Origin of the sequence: Pimelobacter simplex, assembly GCF_900114845.1 — a bacterium.
GTDB lineage: Bacteria > Actinomycetota > Actinomycetes > Propionibacteriales > Nocardioidaceae > Nocardioides > Nocardioides simplex.
On the sequence record NZ_FOUK01000006.1, the window covers coordinates 319,338 to 332,314 of the forward strand.

General features: G+C 73.9%; 15 protein-coding genes. All 15 read left to right on the plus strand.

The window, feature by feature from the left end; genetic code table 11:
* Positions 1–5: 5 nt before the first annotated feature.
* The 15 genes from fliF (at position 6) to fliN (ending at position 12,972) form a co-directional block, all read left to right on the plus strand.
* The gene (gene fliF / locus BM223_RS23745) at positions 6–1,598 is read left to right on the plus strand and encodes a flagellar basal-body MS-ring/collar protein FliF (RefSeq protein WP_038677112.1); all 1,593 of its coding nucleotides are present in this window, start codon (positions 6–8) and stop codon (positions 1,596–1,598) included.
* Complete coding sequence (fliG, locus tag BM223_RS23750) at positions 1,595–2,626, plus strand: flagellar motor switch protein FliG (protein WP_235319132.1); 1,032 nt, start codon at positions 1,595–1,597, stop codon at positions 2,624–2,626. The genes fliF and fliG overlap by 4 nt, the downstream gene beginning before the upstream one ends.
* Positions 2,610–3,266 (plus strand): FliH/SctL family protein, encoded by a 657-nt coding sequence (locus tag BM223_RS23755; protein ID WP_038677111.1) that lies wholly within the window; start codon positions 2,610–2,612, stop codon positions 3,264–3,266. The genes fliG and BM223_RS23755 overlap by 17 nt, the downstream gene beginning before the upstream one ends.
* On the plus strand, positions 3,263–4,579 hold the full coding sequence (locus BM223_RS23760) for a FliI/YscN family ATPase (protein WP_038677110.1): 1,317 nt from the start codon (positions 3,263–3,265) through the stop codon (positions 4,577–4,579). Before BM223_RS23755 ends, BM223_RS23760 begins: the two co-directional genes overlap by 4 nt.
* Entirely contained in the window at positions 4,576–5,016 is a 441-nt protein-coding gene (locus BM223_RS23765) for a flagellar FliJ family protein (RefSeq protein ID WP_038677109.1), read from the plus strand. Before BM223_RS23760 ends, BM223_RS23765 begins: the two co-directional genes overlap by 4 nt.
* The gene (locus BM223_RS23770; protein ID WP_038677108.1) at positions 5,013–5,987 is read left to right on the plus strand and encodes a transglycosylase SLT domain-containing protein; all 975 of its coding nucleotides are present in this window, start codon (positions 5,013–5,015) and stop codon (positions 5,985–5,987) included. Before BM223_RS23765 ends, BM223_RS23770 begins: the two co-directional genes overlap by 4 nt.
* A 16-nt stretch (positions 5,988–6,003) precedes the next feature.
* Positions 6,004–7,143: a flagellar hook-length control protein FliK gene (locus BM223_RS23775; RefSeq protein WP_038677107.1), complete on the plus strand. Its 1,140-nt coding sequence runs from the start codon at positions 6,004–6,006 to the stop codon at positions 7,141–7,143.
* A 9-nt stretch (positions 7,144–7,152) separates the two neighbouring features.
* Positions 7,153–7,650, plus strand: a complete 498-nt coding sequence (locus tag BM223_RS23780) for a flagellar hook assembly protein FlgD (RefSeq protein WP_052138274.1) — start codon at positions 7,153–7,155, stop codon at positions 7,648–7,650.
* 41 nt (positions 7,651–7,691) lie between these two features.
* Positions 7,692–8,534 (plus strand): flagellar hook-basal body complex protein, encoded by an 843-nt coding sequence (locus BM223_RS23785; protein ID WP_038677106.1) that lies wholly within the window; start codon positions 7,692–7,694, stop codon positions 8,532–8,534.
* A gap of 82 nt (positions 8,535–8,616) precedes the next feature.
* Entirely contained in the window at positions 8,617–8,892 is a 276-nt protein-coding gene (locus tag BM223_RS23790) for a flagellar FlbD family protein (protein ID WP_038677105.1), read from the plus strand.
* Entirely contained in the window at positions 8,889–9,659 is a 771-nt protein-coding gene (locus tag BM223_RS23795) for a motility protein A (protein WP_038677104.1), read from the plus strand. Before BM223_RS23790 ends, BM223_RS23795 begins: the two co-directional genes overlap by 4 nt.
* Positions 9,659–10,681, plus strand: coding sequence for an OmpA/MotB family protein (locus tag BM223_RS23800; RefSeq protein WP_052138273.1), 1,023 nt, complete (start codon positions 9,659–9,661; stop codon positions 10,679–10,681). The genes BM223_RS23795 and BM223_RS23800 overlap by 1 nt, the downstream gene beginning before the upstream one ends.
* Positions 10,678–11,112 (plus strand): flagellar basal body-associated FliL family protein, encoded by a 435-nt coding sequence (locus tag BM223_RS23805; protein ID WP_052138272.1) that lies wholly within the window; start codon positions 10,678–10,680, stop codon positions 11,110–11,112. Before BM223_RS23800 ends, BM223_RS23805 begins: the two co-directional genes overlap by 4 nt.
* Before the next feature lie 118 nt (positions 11,113–11,230).
* Complete coding sequence (locus BM223_RS23810) at positions 11,231–12,148, plus strand: flagellar motor switch protein FliM (RefSeq protein WP_038677103.1); 918 nt, start codon at positions 11,231–11,233, stop codon at positions 12,146–12,148.
* Positions 12,148–12,972 (plus strand): flagellar motor switch protein FliN, encoded by an 825-nt coding sequence (gene fliN / locus BM223_RS23815; protein ID WP_038677102.1) that lies wholly within the window; start codon positions 12,148–12,150, stop codon positions 12,970–12,972. Before BM223_RS23810 ends, fliN begins: the two co-directional genes overlap by 1 nt.
* Positions 12,973–12,977: the final 5 nt, after the last annotated feature.

Genomic DNA, 12,977 nt, shown 5'->3' on the forward strand with positions numbered 1-12,977 from the left:
GACCCATGCAGCAGCGACTCACCCGGTACCTCACGCGCGCCCGGGACACGTTCGCCGGCTTCACCGCCGGCCAGAAGGCCGTCGCCCTCGTCGGTACGGCGGCCCTCCTCATCGCGGTCTTCCTCGTCTTCCGCTGGGTCTCCGCGCCCAGCTACGCCCCGCTCTACTCGAACCTCAGCGGCAAGGACGCCAGTGCCGTGATCGAGGAGCTCGACGCCCAGGGCGTGAAGTACGAGATCACCGGCGGGGGCGGCACGATCATGGTGCCGCGCGCCGACGTCTACAGCACCCGGATCGCCCTGTCCGGCAAGGGCCTCCCGTCGAGCTCGGACAGCGGCGGCTACAGCCTCCTCGACAACCAGGGTCTCTCCACGTCGGAGTCGCAGGAGCAGACGAACTTCAAGCGCGCCATGGAGGGCGAGCTCAGCAAGACCATCGAGGCCATCGACGGCGTGAACACGGCGGTCGTGCACCTGGCGATCCCGAAGAAGCGCGTGTTCAGCGACGAGCAGGACCCGGCCACGGCGTCCGTCCTCGTCGACACCGACCCGGGCAAGGACCTCGACGAGGAGCAGGTCCAGGCGGTCGTCAACCTGGTCGCGTCGAGCATCGACGGCCTCGACCCGAAGAAGGTCACCGTCGCCGACTCGTCCGGCAAGGTGCTCACCACCGACGCCACGGACGCCGGCTCCGGCGCCGCCTCGACCCGCAGCAAGCAGGTCAAGGAGTTCCAGGGCTCGATGCAGGCCGAGATCCAGTCGGTGCTCGACCGCGTCGTCGGCCCCGGCAACTCGACCACGACGGTGACCGCGGACCTCGACTTCGACAAGTCCGTCACCGACAGCCGCAAGTACGACGCCCAGACCGGTATCCCGCCGCTGTCGGAGTCGAGGAGCAACGAGACCTACACCGGCGCGGGTGGCGTCAACGCCAACGGCGTCGGCGGCACGGTCGGCCCCGACGGCCAGATGGATCCCGGCACGACCGGCAACGGCGACTCGGCGTACCGGAACCGCAAGGAGACCAAGGACAACGCGGTCGGCCAGACCGTCGAGCACCGCGAGACGGCGCCCGGCGCGGTCAACAGCCTGCACATCGGCGTGGTCCTCGACTCCACCGCTGCAGCGGCGATCCAGCCCCAGGTGGTCAAGGACCTGATCAGCAACGCGGTCGGCATCAAGGCCGACCGGGGCGACACGATCGACGTCTCGACGATGCCGTTCGACCGGACCGCCGAGAAGGCGGCCGCGGCCGACCTCGCCGCGGCCAAGGACGCCGACGCGGCCCACCGCCGCAACGCCCTGCTGCGCAACCTCGGCATCGGCGGCGGCATCATCCTGATGCTCCTGCTGGCGTGGCTGCAGGCCCGGCGCCGCGCGGCGGCCCGGGACGAGGCGCGGTCGTACCTGGTCGAGCAGCTCCGGAGCGATGCCGCGAACCGCACGGCCGCCCTGGAGTCGCCGGCCCTGGCCGCGCTCGAGGCCGCCGAGCAGGACGAGGACGAGTCGCTGCGCGACGAGCTCATCGCCCTGGTCGAGAAGCAGCCCGAGGACGTCGCCGCGCTGCTGCGCGGCTGGCTCGTGGAGCCGCGCCCGTGACGATCATCGCCGCCCCCTCGTCCGCCATCGTCCAGCTCGGCGTCCGCAAGGCCGCCATCCTGCTCATCCAGCTCGGCAAGGAGCGCGCCGCCCAGGTGATGGCGCACCTCAGCGACGCCGAGGTCGAGAGCATCTCCGCCGAGATCGCCCGGCTGGACGCCGTCTCCGCGTCCGAGACCGAGCAGGTGCTGAGCGAGTTCCACGACCTCGCCACCGCCCACGCCCACGTCACGCAGGGCGGCTTCAACTTCGCCCAGCAGCTGCTGGAGCAGTCGCTCGGGCCGGAGCGGGCCAAGGAGATCATGGAGCGGCTGCACGCGGCCGCCGTCCAGATGCCGTTCCAGTTCCTGCACCGGGCGGATCCCGCTCAGCTGCGGGGATTCATCGCCGACGAGCACCCCCAGGTGATCGCGCTGGTGCTCGCCCACATGGCCGCCGACAAGGCGTCCCTGCTGCTCAGCGGGCTGCCCGCGCACCAGCAGGCCGTCGTCGCGCACCGGATCGCCGTGATGGACCGCACCTCCCCCGAGATCGTGCGCACGGTCGAGAGCGTCCTGGAGCGCAAGCTCTCGTCGATGCTCCAGCCGGCCGAGGTCTCGCGGGTCGGCGGCGTCGACCCCCTGGTCAACATCATCAACCGCTCGGACCGGCCGACGGAGCGGCAGATCGTCGAAGGACTCGAGGGTCTCGACCCGTCGCTCGCCGACGAGGTCAAGAGCCGGATGTTCATGTTCGAGGACATCGTCGGCCTCGACGACCGGTCGGTGCAGCAGGTGCTGCGCCAGGTCGACACGGCCGAGCTCGCGCTGGCGCTCAAGGGCGTCAGCGAGGCGGTCCGCACCAAGATCACCGCGAACCTGTCCGAGCGCGCCGCGGAGAACCTCCTCGAGGAGGTCGAGCTGCTCGGCGCCGTCCGCCTGGCCCAGGTCGAGGAGGCCCAGCAGGGCGTCATCCGCACCATCCGCCAGCTCGAGGAGCAGGGCCAGATCATGGTCCGGCGAGGGAACGACGATGAGTTCATCGTCTGAGGCGGCCCTGCCGCTCCCCGAGCTGCGGGTCGGCACGTGGACCCGGCTCGGCAGCAGCAACGTCCTCGGCGACCCGGTCACCGAGTCGCTGCTGGGCGGGATCGCCGCCGAGGCGCGCGACGCCGCCCGCGCCCAGGGGTACGCCGTCGGCTGGGCCGAGGGACGTCGTGCGGCGGCCGCGGAGGCGGCCGTCGAGGAAGCCCGTCGCGTCGCCCTCCACACGGAGGCCGAGACGCGGCGCGAGGACGAGCACCGGGCGGCGCTCGACGCGCTGGGCGGGGCCGCCGAGCAGGTCAGGGGGCTGCTCGACGACCTCGCCCGCGCGATCGAGGCCCAGGCCGTCGACCTGGCGTGGTCGCTGACCACCACGGTGCTCGGCCTCCAGGTCGCGAAGATGGGACCTCAGGACGTGGTCGCCCGCGTCCTGCAGGTGCTCCCGCCCGCCCCGGTCGGGACGGTCCGGCTGCACCCGTCGGTCGCCGGGTCGTCCGCCGCCCAGGACCTCCTGTCCCGCGGCCTCGACGTCGTCGCCGACGCCGGCCTCGGCTCCGCCGACGCGGTGGTCGAGGCGGTCGACGGCAGCGTCGTCGACCTGCGCGTGCGCGAGGCCATGGCGCGGGTCCGGGAGGTCCTCGCATGAGCGTCGACGCCGCTGTCCGCGGCCGGCTCCTGACCGCCGCCGCGCCGCTGCACCTCGGGACCGTCAGCGAGATCGTCGGCCTGCACCTCGACGTCCGCGGACTCCCGCAGGCCGCGGTCGGTGACCTGCTGGAGGTCCGCACCGCCCAGGGGCCGCTGCTCGTCGAGATCGCGGCGCTGCGTCCCGGCGTCGCCACCTGCCTGCCCCTCGGCTCCACGACCGGCGTCCGCGTCGGCGACCACGTCCGGACGACGGGCGGCCCGCTCCGCGTCCACGTCGGCGAGGCCCTGCTCGGCCGCGTGCTCGACGGCCTCGGCCGTCCGGTCGACGGCGGCCCGGCTCTCGACACCCTGCCCGGCCTGGAGACCGTGCCGACCGAGAACGCCGCTCCCGACGCGCTCACCCGGCCGCGGATCACCGTGCCGCTCGGCCTCGGCGTCCGCTCGCTCGACGCGCTCGTCCCCGTCGGCCGCGGCCAGCGGATCGGCATCATGGCCGGCTCCGGCGTCGGCAAGTCGTCGCTGCTGTCGATGATCGCCCGCGGCACCGATGCCGCCGTCAACGTCATCGCACTCGTCGGTGAGCGCGGCCGCGAGGTCCGGGAGTTCCTCGACGGCGACCTCGGTCCCGAGGGGCTCGCGCACTCGGTCGTCGTCGTCGCGACGTCCGACGCACCGGCCGTCGAGCGGCTCCGCGCCGCCTCCACCGCGACCCGGATCGCCGAGTGGTTCCGCGACGCCGGCCGCGACGTCGTGCTGATGATGGACTCCCTCACCCGCGTGGCCATGGCCCAGCGCGAGATCGGCCTGTCCGCGGGCGAGCCGCCCGCCACCCGCGGCTACCCGCCCAGCGTCTTCGGCCTGCTGCCGCGCCTCCTGGAGCGCGCCGGCACCTCGGCGACCGGCTCGATCACCGGGATCTACACGGTCCTCGTCGAGGGCGACGACCTGCAGGACCCCATCGGCGACACCGCCCGCTCGATCCTGGACGGTCACGTCGTCCTCTCCCGCGAGCTCGCCACGGCGGGCCACTTCCCCGCCGTCGACGTGCTCGAGTCGATCTCCCGCGTGCACGGTGCCGTGACGACGCCCGAGCAGCGCGAGAACGCCACCCGCCTGCGCCGGATGCTCGCCGCCCACCGCTCCGTGCGCGAGCTCGTCGAGATCGGTGCCTACGTCGCGGGCGCCGATGCCGACGCCGACGCGGCCCTGGCCCGGCTGCCCCGCATCGAGGAGTTCCTGCGCCAGTCGCTCGACGACCTCACGCCCCCGGCCACCACCTGGGACCGGCTTGCCGCCGTGGTGGCCCCGTGAGCCGCCGGGTGCACCGCGACGACCGCGGGCTCGCCGCCGTGGCGCGGGTCCGCGGCGTGCGCGAGACCGACAGCCGGATCGGCCTGCAGCACGTGCTCGGCGAGCAGGCGGCCGTCACCGCCCGCCTCACCGCGCTCGAGACCGGCCTCGGCGCGGCCGCCGTCCCTGCGACGACGACGCCGGGAGCGCTCCTCGCGATGCGCACGATGCTCGCCGGCACCGGCGTCCTCATCGGCGAGACCCGGGCCGCCGCCGCGACCGCGCAGGTCGTCAGCGACGAGGCCCGGTCCCGCTGGGGCGCCGACAAGGCCCGGCTCACCGCGGTCGAGCACCTGCTGGAGCGGCGCGCCGCCCGCCGTCGTACCGAGGCGGAGCGGGCAGCGGCGCGCGAGGCCGACGACCTCGCCGCCCAGCGCTGGATGCGGGGACCGCGATGAGCATCGACCTCGTCACCGCCCGGATCAGCGAGATCCAGGCCCGCCTCGCCCAGCTCGCGCCGGTGCGCGGCACGTCGGCCTCGGCGGGGGGCTTCTCGACCGAACTGGCCGCAGCCACGGGGGCGCCGGGCGGTTCGTCGTCCGGCGCGGGGACCGGCAGCGGGGCCGTCACCGGCGAGGACGTCGTGGTCGAGGCGCGCAAGTACCTCGGCCTCCCCTACGTCTGGGGCGGCACCGACCCGAAGAAGGGCATGGACTGCTCCGGCCTCGTCCAGGTCGTCTACAAGAGCCTCGGCTACGACCTGCCGCGCGTCTCGTACCAGCAGGCCGCCGCCGGCCGTCCCGTCGCCAGCATGGCCGAGGCGCAGCCCGGCGACCTGCTCGCCTGGGACAACTCCAGCCGCAACAAGGGCGTCGACCACATCGCGATCTACATCGGTGACGGCAAGATGATCGAGGCACCGCGCACCGGGCTGAACATCCGGATCGTCGACGTGCCCTCCACGCCGGACGTCATCCGCCGGATCATCGACCAGCCCGCCGCCGCGTCCGGCGTCCTCGGACGCACCGCGAACGCGGCCAGCGGGACGCCGTACGCGGGGCTGATCGACGCGGCCGCCGCCCGCACCGGCGTCCCCGCCGCCCTCCTCGCCGCCGTCGCGAAGCAGGAGTCCGGCTTCGACCCGCGCGCCGTCAGCCCCGCCGGCGCCCAGGGACTGATGCAGCTCATGCCCGGCACCGCCCGCGGGCTCGGCGTCACCGACGCGTTCGACCCGGCGCAGGCCATCGACGGCGGCGCCCGCCTGCTCCGCTCGCTCCTGGACCGGTTCGGGCGCACCGACCTCGCGCTCGCGGCGTACAACGCGGGGCCGGGGGCGGTCAGCCGGTACGGCGGGATCCCGCCGTACCCCGAGACGCAGCGGTACGTCCGCAACGTGATGGCCATGGCCGGGGCGGGGGCCGCGGCATGAGAGAGGTGGAGAGCCGATGAGCATCACGCCGACACCCGTGCTGCCGTTCGCGGCGGCGCCGGGCGCACCACCGGCAGCGGCGGGACCGGGGCCGGGACTGGGGCTGGGACTGGGGCTGGGACTTGGTTCTGGGTCGGGACAGGCCGCACTGGCCGACCTCCTGGGCGCGCTCACCACCGGCCTGCCCCCGGAGCAGCGCCCCGGCACTGCGACCGAGACCGAGACCGACACCGACACCGCGGCTGAGGCGGAGGCTGAGGCCGGCCGTGCCGAGGACACCTTCCTCGGCGCGCTCGCCGCCGCGCTCGGCGTGACGCCGCAGCCCGCGCCGTCCCTCGCGCCGGGGCCGGCCACCACCGCCACCGGCACCCCCGTCCTGCAGGCGCCGCCGGTCACCTCGGCCACCGTCGCGCCCGCCCCCGAGACCCCGGCGCCCACCCCGGCGCCGGCCGAGAACGAGGCCGCCCCGGCACCCCCCGCCCCTCCCACGCTGTCGCTGTCGCCCGCCCCACCGCCCGTCCAGCCGGACGTCGAGCTGAGCGTCGTGCGCCAGGTCTTCCCCGAGGTGACCCGGATCGTGACGTCGACGCCGACGGACCGGCCCGGCACCCAGCGGATCACGCTCACCCTCCAGCCCGAGCAGCTCGGCGAGGTCCGGGTGACGTTGGTGGTCCGCGACGGCGCGGTGCACGTCCGGCTGGCCGGGGAGTCCGACAACCCCGCGGTCCAGCGGGCGCTGGCGACGGGGGCGCCCGAGCTGCAGCGGCTCCTGGAGCGGACCGGCGCCGGCGAGGCCCGGGTGCTGGTCCAGCCCCAGGCCCAGACCCACGCCCAGCTCCACGCCCGCGAGCCCTTCGGCCTGTCGCTCCCCTCTGCCACCCCGGCCAACCCGGCCAACCCCACCAGCCCGACCACGCCGAGCAGCCCGGGCACCCCGGACGGCACCGCCCTGGGCGCCGACCCCGGCAGCTCGCATCCGGACCGGCAGAGCCGCCCCGACCCCCAGGACCCCCAGCACCCGCGGTCCCGCCAGGGCGAGCCGGCCCGGACCACCCCCACCCCGTCGGCCACCACGTCGTCGACCACCACCTCGTCGCCCGCCACGCCGTCCGCCGCCGCGGGCCGGGGTCCGGGCCACCTCGACCGGACCCTCTGAGGAGACCCCATGCCGATCGATCCGATCACCACGAGCTACGGCGTCACGTCCAACGCCGGGTCCACGAGCAGCACCCAGGGCTTCGGCGACCAGAAGGTCTTCCTCGAGCTGATGGTCGCCCAGATGCGCTACCAGGACCCGCTCAACCCCACCGACTCCTCGGAGTTCCTGGCGCAGACCGCCCAGTTCACCGCGCTGGAGAAGATGCAGACCGTCGCCGACCAGACCGCGATGCTCCTGAGCACGCAGCTGGCGTTCGGCGCGAGCTCGATGATCGGCCAGACCGTGCGCTGGTACGACGCCAAGGGCGTCGAGCAGAGCGGGAAGGTCCAGGGCACGACCTACCTGGCGTCCGGTCCGGTGCTCAGCGTCGACGGCCACCACGTGCCGATCACCGACGTGATCAGCGTCGGCGACGCGCCGACGATCGAGAAGCCGCCCACCGGCGGCACCGGCAACGGGACCTACACCCCGCCCAGCGGCACGCCGCCGACCAAGAACGCCTGACCCCAGCACCCGCAGCACCCCACCGAAGAAGGAGACACACCATGCTTCGCTCGCTCTTCGCCGGCATCTCCGGCCTCCGCGTCAACCAGACCATGCTCGACGTCACCGGCAACAACATCGCCAACGCCAACACGACGGGCTTCAAGGCCAGCACCACGGTCTTCTCCGACACCCTGAGCCAGATGCTCACCGCGGCCTCCGGCGGCAACGCCGAGCGCGGTGGCACCAACCCGATCCAGATCGGCCTCGGCGTCCAGCTCGCCGCGACGTCCACCAACTTCGGCCAGGGCTCGGCGCAGCTGACCGGCCGGCCGACCGACGTGATGCTCCAGGGCGACGGCTTCTTCGTGCTGCGCGACGGCGCGGAGGACGTCTACACCCGGGCCGGCGCGTTCACCTTCGACCAGACCGGCGTGCTCGTCGCGCCCAACGGCATGCGGGTGCAGGGCTACGCGCTCGACGGCGCGGGCCTGCCCACCGGCGGCCTCGTGGACGTCGACCTCAACAGCCTCGCCCTGCCGGCCGGCGTCGAGCTGACGTCGTACTCGATCTCGGCGGACGGCAAGGTCCGCGGCGTGTTCTCCGACGGCGTGCAGCGCGACGTCTGCCAGCTCGCGGTGGCCGACTTCAACAACCCGATGGGCCTGGAGAAGATCGGCGACACGGCGTACCGCGCCTCGGCCAACTCGGGCCCGGTCGAGCTCGGTGTCGCCGGCCAGGGGCAGCGCGGCCAGATCATGGCCGGCGCGCTGGAGATGTCGAACGTCGACCTGTCGGCCGAGTTCACGAACCTGATCCTCGCCCAGCGCGGCTTCCAGGCCAGCTCGCGGGTCATCACGACCAGCGACCAGGTCCTCGAGGAGCTCGTCAACATCAAGCGCTAAAGGACCTCCCTAGGGGGCCGATGAGAACACCGGAGAGCCACGGACGGCTCCCCGATCAGTCCACGCACACGGAGGTGCCGCGGTGATCTCGTTGACCCGACTCTCGGGGACCACGTTCCTGCTGAACGCGGACCTGATCGAGCGCGTGGACTGCACGCCCGACACGGTCGTGACCCTCGTCGACGGCACGAAGTACCTCGTCTCGGAGCCCCTGGACGACGTCCTGGCCGCCGTCGTGGACTACCGCGCGGCGATCGTGGCGCGCGCCGGGCTGCCCGATGCCGGCACCCTGCCGCCCGTCAGCCCGCGCCCGACCGCCCGGCTCGCCGCCGTGCCCCCGCGAGGAGTCACCCCATGAAGGACATCGCCACCCCGGTCGGCATCGCCCTCGGCCTGGTGATCATCGTCGCCGCCAACATGCTCGAGGGCGGCAACCCGATGAGCCTGCTGCTCCTGCCGCCCATGCTGCTCGTCCTCGGGACGACGATCATGGTCACCGTCGCGGGCGGCACGATGAGCGACGCGAAGGCCGCGGTCAAGGACCTCAAGCGCGCCTTCACCGGCTCGGTCGAGCCGGCCGACGCGCTCGTCCCCCAGGTGGTGACGCTCGCCGAGCGGGCCCGCCGCGAGGGCCTCCTGGCGCTGGAGGACAGCCTGCGCGACATCGACGACCCGTTCCTGGTCAAGGGCGTGACGATGGCGATCGACGGCACCGACCCCGAGGACGTCCGCGACATCCTGGAGGCCGAGCTGCGCGCGAAGCGCCGCGACGACAAGCAGGCCGCGAAGTTCTTCGGCGACGCCGGCTCGTACGCGCCGACCATCGGCATCGTCGGCACCGTGATGGGCCTGGTCCACGTGCTGGAGAACCTCGCCACCCCTGACGAGCTCGGCCACCTCATCGCCGGCGCCTTCGTCGCCACGCTGTGGGGCGTCATGTCGGCGAACGTCATCTGGCTGCCCATCTCGAACCGGCTCAAGCGGCTCGGCGAGCTGGAGTGCGCCCGGATGGAGGTCGCGATCGAGGGCGTCGCCGCCATCCAGGCCGGCGCCAACCCGCGCCTGGTCGCGGAGAAGCTGCGCTCCCTGCTGCCCGCCGGCTTCGCCGAGCGCGAGGCCGCCTGATGTCCGCGCGCCCGGGGACCGGTCCGCCGCGCCGCCGGCACCGCGAGGAGGAGCCCGAGGAGCACGACGAGGGCAAGGAGCGCTGGCTCGTCACCTATGCCGACATGGTCACGCTCCTGATGGTGCTCTTCATCGTGATGTTCGCGATGTCGACCGTCGACGAGAAGAAGTACGCCCAGCTCAAGGACGGTCTCGCCGACGGCTTCGGCCGCGAGCAGTCGATCCTCAACGGCGCCAGCCCGATCAGCAACAGCAAGGGCGCCAACGACCCCGGCGAGTCGTCGTACCAGATGCTGCTGGCGCAGGTCCCCGAGCCGCAGCGCGGCACCGTCTCGAAGCTGCTGCAGGAGGCCGACCGGCTCCGCCGCGACCGGGCGTACGGCGAAGCGCGCGTCGAGGTCGAGCGACTGCTCGCGGTGTGGCGCAAGATCGACCGGGCGCTGCGAGCCAAGGGCCTGCGCGACGACGTCCGCGCCACCATCGACGAGCGCGGCCTGGTCGTCAGCCTGGTCTCGCAGCACGTCGTCTTCGAGCCGGACGTCGCCGTTCTCACCGACCGCGGCCGGCGCGTCGTCGACACGCTCGCGCCCGTCCTGACCGCCCTGTCCGAGCCGCTGGAGCTCGACGGCCACACCAACCAGGAGCCGGTGAAGCCGAAGTACTACCCCACCGACTGGGAGCTCTCGCTCGCCCGCGCGGCGCACGTGCTGCGCCGGCTCGAGGAGATCCACCACGTCCCCGCCGCCCGGCTGCGGGCGACCGGCTTCGGCCACACCAAGCCCCTGGTCGACCCCGCCCGGGCCGGCTCGCAGAAGGTCAACAAGCGCGTCGACATCCTCGTCCTCAGCCAGGCGCCCGCCGAGACGCGCGCCTTCATGGGTGAGGCGTACGACGAGCTGCGGCGCCAGGCCGGCCTGGACGACCCCGTCCTCGGGACCGCCGGCACCACAGGCACCGCAGGCGCTCCCGGCGCCCCGGAGGCCCTGGGCGATCCCGTCACCCGTCAGGAGGAACGACCGTGAGCACCACCCTCGCCGCCCCCGCGGCCGCGACCGAGCAGCCGCCCGCCAAGGGCGGACGCACCCGTCGGATCGGGATCGTGGTCCTGCTGGTCGCGGTGCTCGCCGGCGCCGGCTGGTTCTTCGTCCTCAAGCCGGGCGACAGTGCCCCGAAGCCCGGCGAGGTGGTCGCGCTGGAGTCGATCCAGGTCAACCTCGCGGGCGGGCACTACCTGCGCCTGGGCATGGCGCTGCAGCTGACCGCGAGCGCCAAGGAGGCCGACGGGAGCAAGGCGCTCGACGCCGCGATCGGCGTCTTCAGCGGCCTCCCGGTCGGCGAGGTGAACAAGCCGGCCGTGCGCGAGACGCTGCGCAAGCAGCTGGAGAAGCAGCTCGAGGAGCGCTACCACGGTGAGGTCATGGAGGTGTACTTCACCGAGTTCGTCACCCAGTAGGGCGTCGACCCGGGACCCCACCCGGGACCCTCCCTAGTCCGTTCGGGCCACCGAGTGGTGACCGCCCGGCGGCCGGGCGACCCCTCAGGTCCGCCCCTGCCGCGACGATGGACCCCTCGTGACCCTCCAGCGGCCGCGCCGCCGACCCCGCACGGCCGACCCCACGCCGTACGACTTCCGGCGTCCCATCCAGCTCTCGCGCGAGCACCAGCGCACCCTCCAGCTCGGCTTCGACGGCTTCGCCCGCCAGGCCACGACGGTGTTCACGAGCTCGCTGCGCACGGTGTGCACGGTGACCCTCCTCGGCATCGAGCAGCGCACCTACGCCGAGTACGTCGACAGCCTCGGCCCCTCGACGTACATGACCCTGTTCTCGGCCGACCCGATGCCGGGGACCGGCGTCCTGGAGATCCCGCTCTTCGCGACGATGTCGTGCCTCGACCACATGCTCGGCGGGCCCGGCTCCGACGAGCAGCCGGACCGGCCCCTCACCGAGATCGAGGACGGCGTCATCACCGGCCTGGTTGAGCGCCTGCTCGGCGAGATGCGCTACTCCCTCGACGGGATCGTCGCGCTGGAGCCGACGATCACCGGCATCGAGTACAGCCCGCAGTTCGCCCAGGTCGCCAGCGCCGCCGACGTGATGGTCGTCGTCGCGCTCGAGCTGCGGATCGGCGAGCGGGCGCACCGGGTGTCGATCTGCCTGCCGTTCACCGGCCTGCTCCCCCACCTGACCAACGCGACCGGCAGCGGTGCCGTCTCCGACCGGGAGCGCGCGCAGCGGGCGCAGTCGGCGCTGCTGCTGCAGGAGCAGTTCCAGCGGGTGCCGGTCGCGGTGTCGGTGCGCTTCCGCCCGATCGCGCTCGACCCGGAAACGCTCTCGGCGCTCGAGCCGGGCTCCGTCGTCCGGCTGACCCACCCGGCGTCGGCGCCGCTCGACGTCACCGTCGCCGGCAACACCTTCGCCCACGCCACCCCCGGTACCCGCGGCCAGCGACTGGCCGCGCTCATCGTCACCACTCCCGAGGAGTCCTGATGTCCGCCACCTCCGACGTGCTCGACCCGACCGCGCTCGCCGAGGCCGTCGCCGAGGCGGCCGCCGCGGCACTGCCGGCGGTCACGCCGCTGACGCCCGCGCCGGCTCAGCCCGGCTCCCCCCACGTCACCGCCGCCTTCGCCGGCGGCGCCGTCGCGGAGCTGGACGGCGGCGTGCCCGGCCTGGTCGTCGTCCTCGTCGGCACCGAGCTGGTCGAGGCGCTCGCGTCCAGCCCGCTCGGCGGTCTCGACGTCGCCGCCGCCGTGCAGCCTGCCCTGGACGCCGCCGCGCTGCGTCTCGGTGCCCGGGCCCGCGGTGCCCGCACGCTCGACCTCGACTCCGCGGACCTCGACATCAGCGCCCTGCTGGGCGGCGCGTTCAGCACGGTGCCGCTCATCGGCGCCGGCATCGCGGCCGCCGTCCTCGTCCCCGAGACGACGCTCGCCGGGGCCCGCTCGCCGATCAGCCCCGAGGACGCCGTCCCCACCGCGGCGGAGGCGGTCGCCGCCGCCGCGCTGTCGGCGGGCGACGGCCCGGAGCCGTTCGTCCCCGCCTTCGGAGCACCCGCCGCTCCCCCGCGCGGCCTGGACCTGCTCCAGGGCGTCGACATGGAGGTCACCGTCGAGCTCGGCCGGACCCGGATGACCGTGCGCGACCTGCTCGCGCTCACCCCCGGCGCCGTCCTCGAGCTCGACCGCGCCGCCGGCAGCCCGGCCGACCTCCTCGTCAACGGGCGGCTCGTCGCGCGCGGCGAGGTCGTCGTGGTCGACGAGGACTTCGGCCTGCGGGTGACCGAGATCCTCGACGCGAACGCCGCGGTCTGACCACG